The sequence below is a fragment of the Tropicimonas marinistellae genome, assembly GCF_001509585.1.
In the GTDB taxonomy this organism is placed as follows: Bacteria; Pseudomonadota; Alphaproteobacteria; order Rhodobacterales; family Rhodobacteraceae; genus Tropicimonas; species Tropicimonas marinistellae.
In genome coordinates, this window is the sequence record NZ_LNCI01000008.1 from 136,003 (window position 1) to 152,910 (window position 16,908).

18 protein-coding genes and 1 pseudogene are annotated in these 16,908 nt (G+C 60.3%); 7 read left to right on the top strand and 12 right to left on the bottom strand.

The genetic code is table 11. The features are described from left to right. The first annotated feature begins 11 nt into the window (after positions 1-11). Positions 12-1,514, top strand: coding sequence for a heme biosynthesis protein HemY (locus tag ARC39_RS17715; protein ID WP_068116174.1), 1,503 nt, complete (start codon positions 12-14; stop codon positions 1,512-1,514). Between the two features lie 352 nt (positions 1,515-1,866). Here ARC39_RS17715 and ARC39_RS17720 read toward each other — a convergent pair whose 3' ends face one another. The 7 genes from ARC39_RS17720 to ARC39_RS17745 all read right to left on the bottom strand — a co-directional run bounded on the left by ARC39_RS17720 (position 1,867) and on the right by ARC39_RS17745 (position 6,383). Further along, positions 1,867-2,232, bottom strand: coding sequence for a rhodanese-like domain-containing protein (locus tag ARC39_RS17720; RefSeq protein ID WP_068116175.1), 366 nt, complete (start codon positions 2,230-2,232; stop codon positions 1,867-1,869). A gap of 26 nt (positions 2,233-2,258) precedes the next feature. Continuing rightward, positions 2,259-2,630, bottom strand: a complete 372-nt coding sequence (locus ARC39_RS17725) for a DsrE family protein (RefSeq protein WP_068116176.1) — start codon at positions 2,628-2,630, stop codon at positions 2,259-2,261. A 746-nt stretch (positions 2,631-3,376) separates the two neighbouring features. Further along, on the bottom strand, positions 3,377-3,886 hold the full coding sequence (locus tag ARC39_RS17730) for an anthrone oxygenase family protein (RefSeq protein WP_068116177.1): 510 nt from the start codon (positions 3,884-3,886) through the stop codon (positions 3,377-3,379). Between the two features lie 66 nt (positions 3,887-3,952). Continuing rightward, the gene (locus tag ARC39_RS17735; protein WP_068116178.1) at positions 3,953-4,780 is read right to left on the bottom strand and encodes a Rossmann-fold NAD(P)-binding domain-containing protein; all 828 of its coding nucleotides are present in this window, start codon (positions 4,778-4,780) and stop codon (positions 3,953-3,955) included. 227 nt (positions 4,781-5,007) lie between these two features. Then, on the bottom strand, positions 5,008-5,187 hold the full coding sequence (locus ARC39_RS26025) for a hypothetical protein (protein ID WP_201455773.1): 180 nt from the start codon (positions 5,185-5,187) through the stop codon (positions 5,008-5,010). Next, on the bottom strand, positions 5,184-5,489 hold the full coding sequence (locus ARC39_RS26030; protein WP_201455774.1) for a hypothetical protein: 306 nt from the start codon (positions 5,487-5,489) through the stop codon (positions 5,184-5,186). The genes ARC39_RS26025 and ARC39_RS26030 overlap by 4 nt, the downstream gene beginning before the upstream one ends. Positions 5,490-5,516: 27 nt before the next feature. Then, positions 5,517-6,383, bottom strand: coding sequence for a pirin family protein (locus ARC39_RS17745; protein WP_368085985.1), 867 nt, complete (start codon positions 6,381-6,383; stop codon positions 5,517-5,519). A 111-nt stretch (positions 6,384-6,494) separates the two neighbouring features. Here ARC39_RS17745 and ARC39_RS26515 point away from each other — a divergent pair. The 3 genes and pseudogenes from ARC39_RS26515 to ARC39_RS26520 all read left to right on the top strand — a co-directional run. Then, positions 6,495-6,620: pseudogene (locus ARC39_RS26515) on the top strand (LysR family transcriptional regulator); the annotation flags it as partial. 87 nt (positions 6,621-6,707) lie between these two features. Then, entirely contained in the window at positions 6,708-7,430 is a 723-nt protein-coding gene (locus ARC39_RS17750) for a LysR substrate-binding domain-containing protein (RefSeq protein WP_236545298.1), read from the top strand. A gap of 266 nt (positions 7,431-7,696) precedes the next feature. Next, positions 7,697-8,002 (top strand): DUF3604 domain-containing protein, encoded by a 306-nt coding sequence (locus ARC39_RS26520; RefSeq protein WP_161470985.1) that lies wholly within the window; start codon positions 7,697-7,699, stop codon positions 8,000-8,002. On the opposite strand, the gene ARC39_RS17760 is transcribed toward ARC39_RS26520, so the two are convergent. Next, complete coding sequence (locus ARC39_RS17760; protein ID WP_068116181.1) at positions 7,990-8,562, bottom strand: outer membrane protein; 573 nt, start codon at positions 8,560-8,562, stop codon at positions 7,990-7,992. The genes ARC39_RS26520 and ARC39_RS17760 overlap by 13 nt on opposite strands. A 273-nt stretch (positions 8,563-8,835) precedes the next feature. Here ARC39_RS17760 and ARC39_RS17765 point away from each other — a divergent pair, with 273 nt between their 5' ends. Beyond that, positions 8,836-9,441: a TetR/AcrR family transcriptional regulator gene (locus ARC39_RS17765; protein WP_068116182.1), complete on the top strand. Its 606-nt coding sequence runs from the start codon at positions 8,836-8,838 to the stop codon at positions 9,439-9,441. A 311-nt stretch (positions 9,442-9,752) separates the two neighbouring features. Next, positions 9,753-10,067, top strand: a complete 315-nt coding sequence (locus ARC39_RS17770) for a DUF1476 domain-containing protein (RefSeq protein ID WP_068116183.1) — start codon at positions 9,753-9,755, stop codon at positions 10,065-10,067. A 466-nt stretch (positions 10,068-10,533) separates the two neighbouring features. On the opposite strand, the gene ARC39_RS17775 is transcribed toward ARC39_RS17770, so the two are convergent. The 4 genes from ARC39_RS17775 to ARC39_RS17790 form a co-directional block, all read right to left on the bottom strand. Continuing rightward, a complete protein-coding gene (locus ARC39_RS17775) occupies positions 10,534-11,715 on the bottom strand; it encodes a carbohydrate porin (RefSeq protein ID WP_236545299.1) in 1,182 nt (393 codons plus the stop codon). 49 nt (positions 11,716-11,764) lie between these two features. Next, positions 11,765-12,895 carry a dipeptidase gene (locus ARC39_RS17780; RefSeq protein WP_236545300.1) on the bottom strand — a complete coding sequence of 377 codons (1,131 nt, stop codon included), beginning with the start codon at positions 12,893-12,895 and terminating at the stop codon, positions 11,765-11,767. 219 nt (positions 12,896-13,114) lie between these two features. After that, positions 13,115-13,792 (bottom strand): DUF3299 domain-containing protein, encoded by a 678-nt coding sequence (locus ARC39_RS17785; protein WP_161470986.1) that lies wholly within the window; start codon positions 13,790-13,792, stop codon positions 13,115-13,117. A gap of 157 nt (positions 13,793-13,949) precedes the next feature. Continuing rightward, the gene (locus tag ARC39_RS17790; RefSeq protein ID WP_068116186.1) at positions 13,950-15,338 is read right to left on the bottom strand and encodes a metal-dependent hydrolase family protein; all 1,389 of its coding nucleotides are present in this window, start codon (positions 15,336-15,338) and stop codon (positions 13,950-13,952) included. A 173-nt stretch (positions 15,339-15,511) separates the two neighbouring features. Here ARC39_RS17790 and ARC39_RS17795 point away from each other — a divergent pair, with 173 nt between their 5' ends. Continuing rightward, positions 15,512-16,549 (top strand): AraC family transcriptional regulator, encoded by a 1,038-nt coding sequence (locus tag ARC39_RS17795; RefSeq protein ID WP_161470987.1) that lies wholly within the window; start codon positions 15,512-15,514, stop codon positions 16,547-16,549. The last annotated feature ends 359 nt before the right edge of the window (positions 16,550-16,908 follow it).

Below are 16,908 nucleotides of genomic sequence, written 5' to 3' on the forward strand. Positions count from 1 at the left end.
GGACGCCCGCGATGCTTTGGTCACTCATCAAGATTTTATTGTTCGTTGCTGTGGTCGCGGGTCTGACCATCGGTGCCGGGTATATTATGGAAACCGGTCCCGGTGTGACGGTCTCCGTGGGGACGCTCGAGTTCAATCTCGGCCCGCTCCAAGCCGTGCTGGCCGTGTTGGCGCTGCTCGCCATTGTCTGGCTCGGCTTCAAGATCGTCGGACTGCTTGTTGCATTTCTAAAATTCTTGCTGGGCGACGAGACAGCGATCTCGCGGTATTTCGACCGCAATCGGGAGCGCAAGGGCTACCGCTTGATGGTGGACGCGTTCATGGCGCTCGCTGCGGGCGAGGGAAAGCAGGCGATCAGCAAGGCCGCAAAGGCGGAGAAGTTCCTGCAGGACTCGCAGGTCGCAAAGGTAATCACCGCGGAAGCTGCCCAACTCACCGGGGAGCACAAGAAGGCCGAGGAAGCCTACAAAGCACTGCTGGTGCGGGATGATACGCGGTTCGTTGGAATTCGGGGTATCATGAAGCAGCGGCTCGCCGATGGTGATACGGACACCGCGCTCGCGCTCGCGCAACAGGCCTACGCCCTGAGACCGCGCCATGAGGAAGTGCAGGATACGCTGCTCAAGCTGCAGGCAGAACATCGCGACTGGTCTGGTGCACGAAAGACGCTCGGCACCAAGCTCAAAACAGGAACGCTTCCCCGAGACGTCCATCGCCGCCGCGATGCGGTCCTCGCGGTGTCGGAAGCCAAGGACATCCTGGACTCCGGCAAGTCGATCGAGGCGCGGGAGGCGGCTATCGAAGCCAACAAGCTTTCGCCGGACCTCGTTCCGGCCTCGATCATGGCCGCGCACGGTTTGATCGAGAAGGGCAAGCCGCGGCAGGCGGCGAGGGTGTTGAAGAAAACCTGGGAGGTCAACCCGCACCCGGAACTGGCTGTAGCCTTTGCCGAGATCGTCCCGGACGAAGATCCGAAGGCGCGGCTCAAGCGGTTCGGCGACCTGGTGAAGATCCAGCCCGATCATCCGGAAACGAAGATGCTAATGGCCGAACTCAATATCGCGGCCGAAGACTTTCCGGCGGCGCGCCGGGCAATCGGCGATCTCGCCAGCACCGATCCCACGGCGCGTGCGCTGTCGATCATGGCTGCTGTCGAACGCGGTGAGGGTGCGGATGACGCGGTTGTGCGGGGCTGGCTCGCGCGTGCCGTCACGGCGCCGCGCGGCCCGCAATGGGTCTGTGACAAGTGCCACAGCACGGAACCAACCTGGGTTCCAGTCTGCTCGAATTGCGGTGGTTTTGACACGCTAGCCTGGCAGGAACTGCCAAAATCGGAACTGACGATACCCACGGGCAGCGAGATGTTGCCCCTTATCGTCGGGGAGACCGAGGCCGAAGCCGCGCCGAAGGTTGTGGAACCGGAAGGCGAGAGCGCCGATGCACAGGCTGATATGGCGGACGTGGAGATCTCGGCGACCGAAGAACCGCTGGTCGACGAGAAGTCAAAGGCCTAGTCCGGCCGAACGCGGAAGCTGGACCGACTACGAAGGGGGCCGGACGGGCCCCCTTTGCCGTGGGGCGACATGGCTAGCGCGCGTCCGAGGACCGCTATTGTCCCGCTGCAAGGTGCTCATACCAACCGACGAGCCTCCTGGTGTTGAGCGTTGCGGCACGCATCCACCGCAAAAACCACCCTGCACGAGGGTTGCCGTACCGCGGGTTCGCGAATGCAATCAGCCACGACCGACTTAGCTAGCGTGCGGGCAACGAGCACTCCTTGCGCGAAGTCGCAGCACCACCTCGTCGGAGGCGGTGCTGCCGATGCTTTTTGTTGGTGCGCCGCATGAGGGGCGGAAACCCCCTCGTTCAGTGAACGGTCGGTAATCCCGCCGCAAGCCAGGCCTGCGTCCCGCCGTCGATCCAGCTAACGCGGGAAAACCCAAGCTTTGCGAAGGCGGCCGCCGCACGTTGCGCAAGCGGCCCGGCCTGGCACGTTGTCACGACATGGATGGAGCGGTCGGCGAACGCCGGCGGCAGGTTGGCCGCTTCTATGTCGGCTATTGAAATGAGGCGTGCGCCGGGGATCTTGCCCGTCGTTTCCGCGATCGCGTCGGCGGGGCGCGGGTCGACAAACTCGACCCCGGCACGTCCGTGATGGCGCTGCGCCTCGTCGACAGTGATCGGGGTTGCAATGGAGGTGTCTACGACGCCGGCGTTGGTGCAGGAAGTCATTGGTTCTTCTCCCATTTCAGGCTGGATCAAAAACTCAGCGTGGCGGCGCCGTCGAGGATCAGCGCGTGTAGCGCGGGAGAGCCCACGACCTGCACGCCGTCAATGAAATCGCTCTCTTCGTAGCCGCGAACCTTTGCGCAGGGCGGGCAAACAAGGATCCTGCCACCGCTTGTTTGGAACTTGCTGATGAGTTCTTTCAGTGGCGGGTCAAAGGGGTTCATCTGAACGTTGTCAGCGGCCCCCTTGCGAACCACGTCGACGCCCGCGCTGACCATGAAGAGGGTTACTTGTTGTCCCGATGCGACGCCGGTGTTGGCGATCGTGAAGGCAACGGTTGCACGTTCGTCATCGAGGCCACGAGAGACCACGATTGCAAGTTTGTTGGGCTTGTCTTCCATCTGTCTTCTCCTTCTATGAAGTTGGATTGGGTCCGGACGTTCCCCGGTCCGGTCGGGATTCGGTTGAGTTTGGCGGGAGCTGCGCGGACCAGTCCGAACGCGGATCCGGGTTCCTTCGCCGCCAACGTACTGCCGGGGTCGGCACAACTACCCGCCCTTGGCCCATCGGTCGGGACAGTCCGTTGGCTCGACTTGACCGGTCGCACCGCGTGTGTGGCGGTTGAGGTTGTGCCAAGCACCATGCCAACGAGATCTTTGGCAGGTGCGCTATCGAGGAGGGCATGGTCGCTCTTTCAACAAAAGACTATTTGGTTTGTTTTAAACATACCGTTTAGTCTGATTTGGGCATAGAGCGACTGCGGTTTCATTCGTTTCAAGAAAATTCGCGCGCGAAACACGCCTGAAACACTCTGAACCTCCGATAGAACGGAAAGAACAGGCAAATTGAAATCAGACTGTTTGGTTTATAATAGCACAGATTCTACAGGGCGCGACGACCAGTGGAGCGCCCGATTCCGGACGGTACGCGCGTGTTGCGCAATGGGGAACGTATCTGTGAGTACCACGCTTGGCGGTATCAAGCCGCAAACGGTGCCGCAAGAATCACGACCCATCGTCACGTCAAGCGAACGGCCAATCGTGCCCCCTTCGCGGATCGGAGGTGGTCGCCCGACAAAAAGCGGATTGGGCCGCCCCACAAGGCGGCCCGATCTCACACAAAGTTCAGAGGTTTCCGATAACTGGCATCAAACCGGTTGCGCTTGGTTCTGTGTCATCCAAGTGAGCCCGAACAAGATCAACGCTGCCGAGACAGCACAGGCCGCAGTGCGCACCGAGTTCCAGAAGGTCCAATGCGGGACATAGGTTTGATTCCAATAGTCGCGCGTGCTCGCACCTGAGGTCTCCATTCCGGCGAGGGCCTCGTTCATCGGCACATTGAAGAAGACCGTGACGCCGAAGCAACCAATCAAATAGACCAGACCGGCGAGCATGATCAGTGTCCTGGCCGGGCCGGTCAGCGCAAATGCACCGTAGGCCGCAACGATCACCGACACCGCTGCCAAGCCAAGAAAAAGCGCCATGAAAATCCAGCGAAAAACCTCTCGGTTGATCACCTGCATCGCCTCAATACCACCATGGCCGCCGGTTTTCGCGAGCGAGCGCATGATGAAGTCGGAGAAGGCAAGAAAGACGCCGCCGACGAGGGCATAGGCGAGAACGGTGAACTGGACCAGAAAGTAGAAGGCGATAGACATGTCATTCACTCCTATTTTGCGGTGTGGGCAGGTGATTTCTGTCACCCGCGCTTTTGTCGCCTCGGCTTAGGCCGCGTTGGGCCAGGCACCGGCTGCCATGGCGGTTTGTGCGAATTCCGCGAAGTCCCGCGGCTTCCTTCCCAAGGCCCGTTCAACCCCGTCGGCTGTATAGGCATTGCGCCCGTCAAGCGTTTCCCGCGCGATGGCGGTGAAGACGTCGGCCACGAATGTGTTGCCCGAAGCTGCGACATTGGCATGGAAGTCTTCAAAGGTGATCGGCACGTGTTGGATCGGACGGCCGATGGTGGTGGTCAGGACCCCGGCCATCTCCGCAAAGGTCATCAGGCGTGGGCCGGTGACCTCATACCGTTCACCCAGATGCCCGTCTTCGGTCAGTGCCGCCACGACAACGTCGGCGATATCGTCAATATCAATGATCGGCTCCGCGATGCCGCCCCCCGGCATCGGGAGGACACCGCCTAGAATGGGATCGCGCAGGTAGCCTTCGGAGAAATTCTGCGCGAACCAGGCCGAACGCACGATGGTGAAGCCGAGGCCAGAGTTTCGGATCACCTCCTCGCCCATGCTGGCGAAATGCTCGCCGCGGCCGGACAGCAATACGATGTGCTCCAAGCCGGTCTCCAAGGCGACCTTGGCGAAGGCCTCCAGCTTTTCGATTGCGCCCGGAAAGGCCAGATCGGGGAAATAGGTGACGTAGGCTTTGGAAACGCCAGTCAGGATCGGGGCCCAGGTGCTTTGGTCTTCCCAATCGAAGGGCGTGTCCGACCTGCGTGCACCGCGCCGGACAAGCAGGCCCCTGGCATCTAGTTTGGCTGCAACGCGCGATCCGGTTTTTCCGGTTGCGCCGATAACAAGGATAGGTTGGTCGATCATGGTCGTCTCCTCTGGTGAGCCGAGGGCTCAGTGTCTGTGCTGGTTTGAAAAGGTGCTGGATTGTTGGCTGCGGCCACTAAGGGAGTAATACCGCTGCCGATCCCGTCGCGATTGGGCAGAAGAGCGACGGGACGTAGATCAAGTGGAACAGCCGTTGCGATCTTTGGAGCGCATGCCTTGTGTGGAGTGTTTTGAGATGCTGGGCATGTGGGTGTCACTTGGCATGGCTATGCCGTTTCACGGACCTGGCCGACGTGTATCGTCCAATCCACGCTCAATGCCGAGTACACATCGCCGGCTTGATTGCTCGCGGTATCGGCAAGGATCTCGGTCATCACGCTGCTGCCATCCGCGACGACAACACCTGCCTGCGAAAAACGGATCGACGCGGTCTTTCGCGTCATCATGTTGAAAGTGCCTCAGGCATCGACGCGACATAGGCTTCAAACCCTTCGCGCACTGACCGCATCGCGGGAAACGCGGCACCAAGCTCTGGGATGGAAGGCCCAAATTGCGTCTCAGTTGAGGTGGTCGTCGTGACAATCGGCAAGCTTAGCGCCTTGGCGGCTTTGTCCAGACCGACAGTGCTGTGTTTAAGCTCCGCGATGAGACAGACGCGCACGCCGGTCATCACACCCACATGATTGTCCAGATGCACAAGGGCAGCACTGGCGCGGGCCAATTGGGTTGGGTGATAGGCATTGGTCATTGAATCTCCTCTTGTTTTCATTGGGTTCTAGTCAATTGATCCGAACCGACCGGCGCGGTGGTCGGCTTCGACCGCGTCAAGCTCCGCCGCATTGCCCATGGCGAATGGGCCTCGCTGGACAAAGGTCTGGCGAATGGGGCGCCCCCGGAAAAGGACGGCATGCGCGCCTTCTTGCGAGGAAAGTGAGATGTCTGTGCTGCCCGCGAATGCGATGGCTGTGCCCGGGTGCAATTCGGCCGCCCCCGTGCTCCAGACCACGGAGGATGTGCCCTTGATCGCGAGGATCCAGGCGTGTTGGTTGCTGTCGCCGCTATGAGTGAACTGACCGCCGGCCTGCATGTTGATGTCCAGCAGGGTGAGCGGAATGTCCGGCGCGGCCTGACCTGTGACACCGTTGGTTTCGCCGAGGATGAGCCGCGCATTGGCCCGGTCGCTCCTGAGTTTCGGGATGTCCTTGGCCGCGATGTGAAAGGCAGAGGGCGCGTCGTGCCGGTTCTTGGCGGGCAAGTTGACGAAAACCTGTAATGCGTGGGTTTTCGCACCGGGCCGCGGTGCTTCGTTGTGTATAGCGCCGCGCGCAGCCTTGAACCAATACAGATCGCCCGGCGCCAGATTGAGGTCATTGCCAAGGGTGTCGCGGTTGAGAAATGCGCCTTCGCTGTCCTCGAACATTACGGTCACGGCAGAAAGCCCGGCGTGAGCGTGGGTCCCGAAGGTTGGCCTGGTCATGACGAAATGATCGACCATGATCAGCGGGTCCATTAGCCCTTGGAAGTCCGTATGCTGATAGCTTCGCGCGGCAAAGCCATCGCCGATGGTGACTTTGCGACCGTCGCTTAATGCGTGGGTCTCGGTGGGCGCGCCTACGAGCTTGTCAATATGTTGCTTAGTCATGCCAGTCTCTCGCTTCTGCTGTATTGAGGATATGGGCGAGACAATCGGCCGAAAATCGGTCAATATCAGAACATATCGTTCTATGAATGAAACGATAGAACAAGGCACAGCATGGACCTTAACGACGCGTTCTACTTTGTTCAGGTTGTTGAGAAGGGGGGCTTTTCCGCAGCTGCGCGGTCGCTGAACATTCCCAAGTCCCGGCTCAGCCGCCGCGTGCGGCAGCTGGAGGATGACCTCGGCGTGCGCCTCTTGCAGCGCACATCGCGCGTCGTCACGACGACAGAGGTTGGCGAAGAATACTACCGCCATGCGCAAGAGGCCTTGGCGCGGTTCGAGACCGCCGAAACCGCAGTCCGCCGCAAGACCAACACTATCGAAGGCACCGTGACCGTGTCCTGCTCCGTGGGGATGGCGCAGTTTGGCCTGGATCAGATCCTGCCGCGTTTCTTGCAAGACAATCCCGGGGTGACGGTTGTGCAGCGGGCCTCGAACCAGATGGAAGATCTCATCAAAGGCGGGATCGACGTGGCGATCCGGGGGCATATGGATACGTTGCCAGATTCAAGCCTGATTCAGGTAAAGCTTGCGCGTGTTGAATGGCACCTGTTCTGTTCGCCCGAGTACCGGGGCGCCATTGAACAATCCGATGATCCGGCCGTCCTGGCGGATCACCCTGCCTTGGTTCTCGGCCGTCCCCGAGAGCGGCACCAGTGGTTGTTGACCGACTACGGCGGACAGACCGCGTCGCTGCCGGGCCGGGTGCGATTGGCCAGCGATGACATGTCGACGCTGAAAAACGCTGCGGCGGTCTCCTTGGGAATTGCCGCCCTGCCATCCTACGTGTGTCGACAGGACGTCGAAGCCGGATCGCTTGTACGCATCTTGCCAAGCTGGACAGCCGGTCGGCCACAGATCAGCCTGCTGATGCCGTCAAGGCGGGGCCTGTTGCCAGCATTTGAAGCGTTCCTCAGTTTCTTGAAGCAAGAATTACCGGCTGCTTTGGGTTGCGACGCACCAACAGCCACGCCGCGGCGCGGCCGCTAGAAGTTTCAGCGCGCGAGAGCGAGTCCAACCGGACTACAAGCTGCAACCAGATCAAAGATGAGGGGCGGCATCAACCCCGGGCCTTTTCGCTCTGTTGAGGCGTCACAGAAGCCGCCCATTCGCGGAATCTGCAACTAGGACGGCTTGCACCTGCACACCCGCTTCTCGATGGATGCCGGTATGGTCGGCATGCTTCCCGGCCTGGAAGGCGCGTATCGCTTCGCCGGGCGAAACGGTGACGAGCAATTCCGGGCAACGTGTTCGCGGTGCGGCCGCTCGATTTCCTCGTCGTCGCGGACCATGCAGAGACCCTCGGAGTGCCGCGACCACTGGCGGAGGGCGATGCGCGACTACTCGACAACGAATACGGGCGCCGCTTCCACGACCTGATCCAGGAAGGAATGGCGACGCCGCCTATGACCTCTGGAGCCGCGCAAATCTGGCGCAGCCCGGTGTTTCTTCCTGATCCAACGGGACTGGCGATTGTCGCCTGTCTCGCCCGGTGCCGGGGCGCCCTGCGTGTTGGCACGGCCAGTGCCGCATACCGCGGCCCTGCTGGTCAGAAGCGATAGTTCACGCCGATCGTGGCGGTGGTCGCATTGACCCGCCCGTAGTCCCGGTAGGAGTCGAAGCGATGCGTTGCGACCTCGCCGGTCAGGCTGACGGTGTCCGACAGCATCTTTTCGATACCGACCCCGGCGAAATACCCCCAATCGTCATTCAGGTCGCTGCTGGCTGCGTAGCTGGCACCGGTCGTGGCGTAGAGCAGCGTGTTGCCGAAATCGTAGCCGCCCCGAACCTTCAACCGGGTGAGTGAGTCTAGGTCGCCTGCGCTGGTCTCGAGTCTTCCGAAGTTCACGTCGGCACCAACACCGACAACCCAGTCTCCGAAGTCCCAGTCATAGCCGGCGGTCACGCCCCCGATTGCGCTGTCGCCATCGAGCCCGTCTCTCAGTTCACCGTAGCCGAATTGAAGACCGACATAGCCGCCAGTCCAGTTGGAGCTGGATTGCGCCGCGACTGGTACAGGGCTTGGTTCAGTTGGGGGTGTATCGAGCGTCCCTGCGAATGCGGGGACGGCAAGCGACAGGACAGCCGTCGCGCCGACGGCGCGAACGAGATATCTGTTCATCGTTCATCCTTTCAGAATGTCTTTGAAAACCGGATGATGCTCGGTTTTATCTGCCTCTCTGTCGAGGCAGGCCACATCTATGGAGTCCGGATGGGGCTTCAATATATGCAGTGTAAATTTTCTGATCCCACGAACCAGAGACGAACCAGAGACGGCCTCCGCGCAGCTCGGATGTGACTGATCTCTGCCTCCGCGCACTCAGGCGTGCGTCGCGCATATGTCTGATGTAAACTTTGCAACGCAAGGCGCGCGGTTGCCTCGAGAGGCGAGACGATGAAGAAAGACAGCTACCACCACAAGAACCTGAAGAAGGCGTTGATCGATGAGGCGACGCGGAGGCTCGATGCTGATCCGGAGTCGGAGATCTCCCTGCGCGGGCTGGCGCGAGACCTGGGTGTTTCGGCAATGGCCCCCTACGCCCATTTCCAGAGCAAGGCGGAATTGCTCGACGCAGTCGCAGTGAATGGGCACATGGTCTTCAGGGAGGCGTTTCAGCGGGTGGCCGAGGCGACTCTCGGCCTGGAAGACCGGCTCGTTGCCTATTGCGAATGCTACCTCAGTTTCTCGCGGGAGCACCCCGGGCAATTTCACATAATGTTCGGACTGAAGCTGCGCGAGGAAGACGATCCGGTTCGCCTTGCCGGTGAAGCGAACCTTGCCATTGTTCGAAACAGCATCGCGGAAGACCTGCCGGCGGCAGACGAGGCGGGCCTGACGGTGATCACCGACCTCCTCTATTCCGTCGTTCACGGGGTCGCCGTTCTCTCCGCCAATGATGTGCTTCGCAGTCTGTACCTGGAAGATTTCGGTTCTGTCGATCTCATCCGGGAAGCCGTCGAGGCACTGGTAAGAAAATTCCAGACGTCAGGCGGAACCTAGGCGCCGGCGCGGGCCTCCCTTCCGCCACTCGCGCCGGATGACAATGGTTCAACTGCCGTTGCATCGAAAGACTCAATCACCAGATACTTGCAGCGTAAAGTTTACGCCATATATATTTGTCATCGCCAAGCTGAAACGCATGGTGAAGCCAAGAAGTGCGGACCGATATCGTTCGTGAGACCGGCTCGATCCACGTGAAGGCGGTCCCGGCGGCCGGACAGATGCGCGGTTCGGGAAAAGCGATGTCACTGGATCTGAGAGTCCGTTTGCAGAGCCAGCCGGAAACCAACAGAACCGATTGAGAGGAAAAGATGACCAGCCTTGAACTAAGACGAAAGGCCTTCGAACACAGCTATGCCTGCGACGCCGAGATGCAGTTTCGGGTGGAGGCGCGGGCAAACAAGCTTCTGGGTCTCTGGGCGGCTGAACTGCTGGAGAAGACGCCACTGGAAGCGAGCCACTACGCCAACGACGTGGTGCGCTCGGATTTCGAAGAACCAGGGCACGAGGACGTGGTCCGCAAGGTTGCCGGCGACCTCGGACGACGGGCGAGCGCAGAAGATGTGCGCGTGATGCGCAATGCCTGCGTCGAGACAGCGAAGACGCAGATCGCAGTCGGAAGGTAAGATCGCCGGGCGATGAACGTCATCTGTGCGCGTCGCTCCGCCACCAGAAGCCGGTTGAGGATGTTTGGCCAACATCTGCAAAAGGTCCGCGATGAACCCGCGAAGTTGACCATGCCAGTCTGCCACACGTCACCGCTGCGAAGCCGCACGCTGCTGGTTGCCGTTGGACTATTGGTCGTGATGTGGCGTCTGGCGCTTTACACCGATGCCGGCCACGCCCTGATGGGCACGGTCTCGCTGCCCTTCACGCATCTCTTGGGTACGTACTTCATCGCGGCTGTGCCGACGCTCCTACGACCAGCGAATGGTCCGCGAGACGGGCTTCCCCGGTGCCGGGCACGAGCAACGCGAACGTCCCGAAGTAGGCAGTAAGTCAGGTGGGAAGTCATGCCCGTTTTGGGCCAACGCGTCCAAATCGAACAGAGTGCCTTGGTAGTTCTCGCGCCGTTCCTTCAACTCAGACAGGTCAGAAAACGACGCGGGCGCGCAGGCCGAGGATCGTGACATCGCTCGATCTCGGACTCAGCAGTGGATTCGAGATGTACTGGATGGACGGCGTGATCTGGAAGTCCGGCGAGACGTTGAACCGGTAGAAAGCCTCAGTGGTGAACTGTGTGTCGTCGAACCCCTTTGCCTCGGCCCAGTTGAGGCCAATCCCGGCAAGGTCCGTGTTGCGCCGGTACCATCCTAGGCCGGTCGAAAGTGACCTCTCATACAGCGCCGCCGTTCCCTCGGAGCGTCCGGCCCGGATATACGGCATCCAGGTGTTGTCGATGAACCATGCCGCGGAAAAGGCGACGCCTTTGTCCTCAGCGCGGCTGCCATCCTCTGCCGCATCGGACTGCCAGAAGGTCAGGTGGATATTGTCGAAATAGATCCGGTCGCCGCCGCTGGTGTAGCCGATCTCGAGGGATTTGAAGGTCTCGCCGGTCTCGAAGACGTCGAAATCCGGTTCGCTCGGATCGCCATTGGCGTCAGAAATCGAGCCGACCGCGTAAAAATTCTCCCCCAGCTTCGCGCCCGCCGCGATGCCAAGGCCTTGGTTTGGCGAGTTGATGGTTGGGTTGGTGTTGAACGCGAGATTCTGGAATGCCGTGTAGGGGCTGACGAGGCCGTAGACATCGAGGAAATCCGTCACGTCGATCTGGCCGATCTGGATCGTCCAGCGGCCTTCCGGATCGCGCTGCGTCCAGAACAGGTTCGTCAGGAGGGTGCCGCTATCGTTGAACGCCGTGCCTGTGATTGACAGTGCGCCGGAATCGAAGCCGAAGAATTGCGGAGCCACCTCTCCATATGCCTGCCGGTTCTCGATCTTGAAGGTCAGCGACCCGTTTTCCGTTGCCTGCCACGCTCCGTAGAAACGCAGCAATCCACCCGCGGCATCTCCTTGACCCAATTCACTGTCGCTCCATTGGCCGAGCGCGAAATAGTCAAGGTTGAACCTGAGGCCATTCTCCGCAAGCCGATCCTTCCAGGCGAAATACCCCGGCGCAATGTTGCGGGGAAAATCGCTGCGCGGTTGCGGGTCCGTCAGCCCGTCACCGGCAAGTTCGGACTCCACGGAGGATGGGCCGGAGAGGCCACGCCCCTGCGCATCGAGTGACGTGGATAGCAGCAGCAGCGGGAGGGCGAGAATAGGTGACTTCACGTGCTCTTCCTTATGCAAGAATCGGCGAGCGAGCTCCACGACCGTCTGGTCAACGCGCGAAGAAGCCCCTTCTCATTTCTTCCCGAATGCGCAACCGCTCCGGATATTCCGCAAGGAACTGTTCCGGCGGCTTACCTTCCCAGACCTGCGCATAGACCCGCATCTTATTGCCGCCATAGATCTTGGCGAGATCCTCATTGCTGTAGCCGCGCGCCCATAGGTCGTCGGTGATCGCGGCAAGGATCTTGGCAAGCTCGCCATTGCCGGTCGCGCCGCGGTTGAAAGCGTCGATCATGTAGCCGCCATCGTCATACATCGCCGCGTTGGCCGTGGCGAATTCGACCACGAGCTCGGTCGAGAACATATCATCCGTGGCGATGCCCACATGGTCCACGCCGACGAGTTGCACGTAGTAATCGATCATGTCGGCGGCCTGTTCGGGCGAGATATCCTCGGGCCAGATCCCGTCCATCATCCATTCAGTGAAGGTGGGGGAGACATAGCCCCCTGAGGCAGCTGCCCGCTGCGCTTCGTCATCCGGGATCGCGCGATAGCAGCCGCGCGGGGTGGCGTCGGGTACGTTCGCATAGAGACCGGCGGGCACGGAATGGGTGTAGACGTAAGGAACGCCGGGATAGGTCTCGTCCATGTAGTCCATGGCATCATTTGCCGTTTTCGACCCGGTATGGCTGAGATCCAGCAGGATGCCGAAACGCACCATCTCGTCGATGACCGATTTGCCCCAGGGGGTCAGCCCGATATCGCGGCCGTTATAGGCGGCGAGTTGCCCGGACCCGGTGCGGAAAATGTCGTTATAGGCCAAGATCATCGACTTGACGCCGAGATCCTTCAGCGTGGCCATCTTCTTCAGGTCGCCATTGAGGATGGTTGCGGTCTGGCTGTTCCAGATCACTGCCGTCCTGCCTTGCAAATGCGCGGCCTCGATGTCCCGCGTCTCGTTCACGATCAGGTATTTGTCCGGCTGCTCCGCCATCGCGGCGCGGAAATGGTAATGCTGCTCCAGAAGCGTTTCGAAGGACATATCGGCGGCGGCGAGCGTCATCTCGTGCCCGGTAATCCCGTTTTCACGTGCCCGCTCGAAATAGGTGTGCAGCTGGTCATACTCGGTCCAACCCGTGCCATAGGGGCTGGCCAGCATTCCGATCACGATCGTGTCCATGACGAATTGCCGAGCCTCCTCCGAGGCCGGCCATGTCTTGCTTTCTTCGCTTGCCTGCGCGGCGCCCAAAAAAAGCGATAGCGTGAAAACCAGGCCGGACATTCTGGAAATTGCGCGGCGCCGGACTGAAACCGCATCGCAGCAAAACGTCATGAATCCACCTCCCGAAGTGCATAGACTCCCGAACATTCAACGCAGAGTTGATCCGACACAACCATTTCATTCGCCCTGTTTGTGCGGTGCTGTCTTGCTCGCTCTCAGGCCGGCACGGAGTTGCTCTATCCACTCGGAGTTTGCACCCATTTTTCTAGGGTCCGGCCTGAAATCTTCGACCGCTGCCGCCTCCAATTGCCATGTTGCTTTCATTGCAACGTCTCCATCAACAACCTGAAAAACCTTATCGGTTGGATCGATTTTCATCCGTCCTGTCACGCGCACGGGCTGGTGCAGGTATTCCGGCGTCCATTCCTCCGCCAATCGGACCTGGACCAGTTGATTGGGCGCAGGCGGCGGCATGTGGCTGCACAGTCCAGGAAGTTCCACGAGATAGAGCACCGACGTCCCGTCTTCTTCGGTCGGAGCCGATATCGCGAACCCGGACAGGGTGATCTCTTGGCCATCGAATGCGGCGTTGCCCAGCGTGGCCGCCCTCTCACGGCGCTCTGCAACGATCCAGCGTTGCGAGATTAACCAATCGGCGTCGACTCCCTGTTCCTCAAGACTGGCCAAACGCTCTTCCAGCCTTAGCGCGTCTTCCCCTGCGAGCGACCCGGCCTGTTCTTGCATTGCTCTTAGCCGGGCAACCTCAATCACGTCCTCGAGCGTGTCCTGGTCAAGGTTTCGATAGGGGTCCTCGTACTCCTGGCTCGCCGGATCCGGAAGGTCCAGCCATTCCACAGTCGCTGTTGCATCGGCGGAAACCGGGACGCAAAGCCCGGCAACGAGCAGAAGCAAAGAGGTCGCGTGGGCAATGGGATGAAGGCGGTGCGGCATCGGTGGCTCCCCTGCAGGATGAACGTCGGGGCGGCCCTAGAGAGAGCCACCCCACAATCAATCAGTTCAGCGTGTTCTTGTAGATCACGCCGTCCTTCATGATGAGTTGGATCGTCTCGGGGCTGTCCGGGCGCGGTTCGGCATCAAACCACTTGTCACCGGTGCCCACGACCGAGAAATCCTCCAGCGGATTGCCGTCGATCAGCAGGATGTCGGCATAGGCGCCTTCTTCGATCACGCCGAGTTTGCCCGCGGTGTAGGGATTGGTGAAATCTCCCGAGAGCGTGGCGATCTCGCCGCCGATCGACGTCAGTGTCAGCATCGATTGGTAGGGACCGAAGAACTCGTTGTTGAGATGCTTCTCATAGGCGATCTGGATGTTGCACGCCTCGACTGTCCCGACGCAATCGGTCTGGAAACCGCGTTTCACCGGGCATTCCTTCATGTTGGGAATGTAGTTCTCGAAGGTGGCCGAGGCAGAGATGGCCTTTGCGAGGCTGGAGGGCTGGTTCTTCACCGCCGGGATATCGAGAAGGCCGGGATCGAAGGCGGTGAGGTTGGTCGTGATATAGGCGCCCTTCTCGTTCATAACCTCCGCGATGTCGCAATCGAAGGAAAAGCCGTGCTCGATGGACATCACGCCTGCATCCAGCGCGCTCATGATCGCTTCCTTGCGGTAGGAATGGGCCATCACGTAGGAGCCGTATTCGCTCGCCACCTGCACGGCGGCCTCGATCTCCTCCTTCGAGCCGGCCAGCAGTTGCCAGGGATCGAATGCCGATACGACGCCGCCAGACTGCATGAACTTCAGCTGTGTAGCGCCCATGCGGAAGTTGTTGCGACCGAACTTGTAGACATCATCCACGCCGCTGACTTCCTGAGCCATGTTCAGACGGCTGAAGTTGGTGTCGCTGCCGGGAGGCGAAGTGAAGTTGGCAAAATCGGCGTGTCCGCCGCGGGTGCTGATAAAGGCGCCTGACGGGTAGTAGCGCGGCCCGACGATCTGCCCGGCATCGATGGCTCGCCGCAAGCCGCCGTTGGCGCCACCCGCATCCCGCACGGTAGTGAAGCCCTGCATCAGGTACATCTCCGCCATCCGCGTGGCATGAATGCCGAAGTCCTCCCACGTCGAGTTCGCCTCCATGGCGCTCAGGCTCGGGCCCATCAGCATCAGGTGGGCGTGGTTCTCGATGAAGCCGGGGGTGAGCGTCCGGCCGCCGCCATCGATGACCTCGGCGCCAGGGGCCTCGATCGGCTCCGAAGAGACCTGCTTGATCAGGTTGCCCTCGACCAGCACGGAGCCGTTTTCGATCAGCGTATCACTGACACCGTCGAAAACGTTCACATTGCTGAAGAGAACCTGCCGCGGCGCGTCGTCCTGTGCAAAGGCCAGCGTCCCGGCTCCGACGACCATCACAACCCCCGCGATGGCGGTAATAGAACGTATCATAATCCATCTCCCCTTGGACCAAGCCGACTTGATCGATCTTGTTTGCCGAAGAGAGTGTAGTGCTGATTTCCGGCTTGTCCTGTCAGCAGACATCGCCAATGCCTGAATTCTTACTCACAATGACAGAATTGGAGAGGTTTCTGCTGTTTTCGCGGGATGCAGGGATTACGCTCATGCCAACCGAACCTGCCAACGCTCAAGAAATGCCAAAGAGCTTGCCACTCGTCAAACTGAGCCTCCTTCGACCCTACGCAAAGGCGCTGCGGGATCGTGGGCTCGATCCTGAACCCGTGTTCTTGGGTGTCGGACTGAGTGAAGAAGCCACGTTGGATCCGGATGCATCGGTACATGTGATGGTCGCGACGCAGTTTGTCGAGAATGCTGCCGAAGCGGCTGATGATCCATTTCTCGCGGTCCGCGTCGCCGCAGGTCTGGATCTCGAGGGCTGGTCGATTCTGGCTGATGCGGAAGCGCGCGCTTCTACCGTCGGAGACTACCTGTCGATCTTCGTGTCGACCGCCAACAAAGTTGCCTCATCGGCCGTCGAGTACCTTCACCTGAACGGTCCGACGGCGACACTTGGTGAGCGGCGAACCTTTGAACCGTCCATCCTGCCAGCCCAGAACGATGCCTTCATGGCCGGGCTGGGGTGGGCCGTGCTCCGACGCGCGTTGCGCGACAACCTGGACCCCTCACAGATACAGGTGGTCGTCTGCGAGCCCAAGGCGCTTTCGCCAGAGTTCGAGTTGATGCGCCCGATGAAGGGCGATCGCAGCGGGTTCAAGCTGATCTTTCCCTCCGCCTGGCTGTCCGCGCCCTTGGAGGCCTCCACTGCACCCGTCTCCCCAAGTGTGGTCGCTGATCGCGACATCCCCGAGTTCGTGCATTCGTTCCGACAAGTTGTGCGTGCACATATTGCACACGGGAACCTGACCGCGGCCGACTGCGCAAGGCTCGTGTCAATGAGCCAGCAGAAACTTCAGCGGCTACTCGCGGCAGAGGGTACGAACATCTCCAACGAGGTAGGTTTCGTTCGCCAGGAAACCGCCAGGACGCTCCTTTCCACGACGAACCGATCCATTGGAGAAATCGCAGCAGCACTTGGCTACTCAGATGCAGCAAACTTCACGCGAGCCTTTCGACGCGCGCACAACCAAGCCCCGACGACGTTCAGGAAGGCGGCGCAAGGCTTGCAACGCGACGCCGAGTAACAGCCGTCCGATCTCGGATCACTGAAGGCAAGGCAGCGAAACAAGTGAACCCGAACCAGCCATTGGGTCTCTGCGCGGCAAAGGCCCGCAATCTGCCAGCCTTAACGAATGCTGCGATCGGAATGGACCACCTCTTCCGGGCGCGAAGCTGTCATCCGCGCATTTTCATCGGATGACCGCTCAGTCGGCGAACTCCCCCTTCGACCTGAACCGACCGTCGCAAAGCATGAACGGAGGCCCTAGGGAGCCGTCAGTTGAACGAGTCCTCATAGTACCTCGCGAGCTGCGCGAAAAGGCGGCGGTGCGTCAGCCTCTCCAAGAAAATGTTCGGAAGGATTACCCTCGAAGATCAACTCGCT

Coding starts and splice junctions, on each gene's coding strand:
- ARC39_RS17780 (WP_236545300.1), bottom strand. CDS start 12,895: ATGGACACGATCGTGATCGGAATGCTGGCCAGCCCCTATGGCACGGGT.
- ARC39_RS17760 (WP_068116181.1), bottom strand. CDS start 8,562: ATGAACAGATATCTCGTTCGCGCCGTCGGCGCGACGGCTGTCCTGTCG.
- ARC39_RS17765 (WP_068116182.1), top strand. CDS start 8,836: ATGAAGAAAGACAGCTACCACCACAAGAACCTGAAGAAGGCGTTGATC.
- ARC39_RS17770 (WP_068116183.1), top strand. CDS start 9,753: ATGACCAGCCTTGAACTAAGACGAAAGGCCTTCGAACACAGCTATGCC.
- ARC39_RS17720 (WP_068116175.1), bottom strand. CDS start 2,232: ATGACTTCCTGCACCAACGCCGGCGTCGTAGACACCTCCATTGCAACC.
- ARC39_RS26030 (WP_201455774.1), bottom strand. CDS start 5,489: ATGACCAATGCCTATCACCCAACCCAATTGGCCCGCGCCAGTGCTGCC.
- ARC39_RS17730 (WP_068116177.1), bottom strand. CDS start 3,886: ATGTCTATCGCCTTCTACTTTCTGGTCCAGTTCACCGTTCTCGCCTAT.
- ARC39_RS17735 (WP_068116178.1), bottom strand. CDS start 4,780: ATGATCGACCAACCTATCCTTGTTATCGGCGCAACCGGAAAAACCGGA.
- ARC39_RS17715 (WP_068116174.1), top strand. CDS start 12: ATGCTTTGGTCACTCATCAAGATTTTATTGTTCGTTGCTGTGGTCGCG.
- ARC39_RS17790 (WP_068116186.1), bottom strand. CDS start 15,338: ATGATACGTTCTATTACCGCCATCGCGGGGGTTGTGATGGTCGTCGGA.
- ARC39_RS17745 (WP_368085985.1), bottom strand. CDS start 6,383: ATGACTAAGCAACATATTGACAAGCTCGTAGGCGCGCCCACCGAGACC.
- ARC39_RS17725 (WP_068116176.1), bottom strand. CDS start 2,630: ATGGAAGACAAGCCCAACAAACTTGCAATCGTGGTCTCTCGTGGCCTC.
- ARC39_RS17795 (WP_161470987.1), top strand. CDS start 15,512: ATGCCAACCGAACCTGCCAACGCTCAAGAAATGCCAAAGAGCTTGCCA.
- ARC39_RS26025 (WP_201455773.1), bottom strand. CDS start 5,187: ATGATGACGCGAAAGACCGCGTCGATCCGTTTTTCGCAGGCAGGTGTT.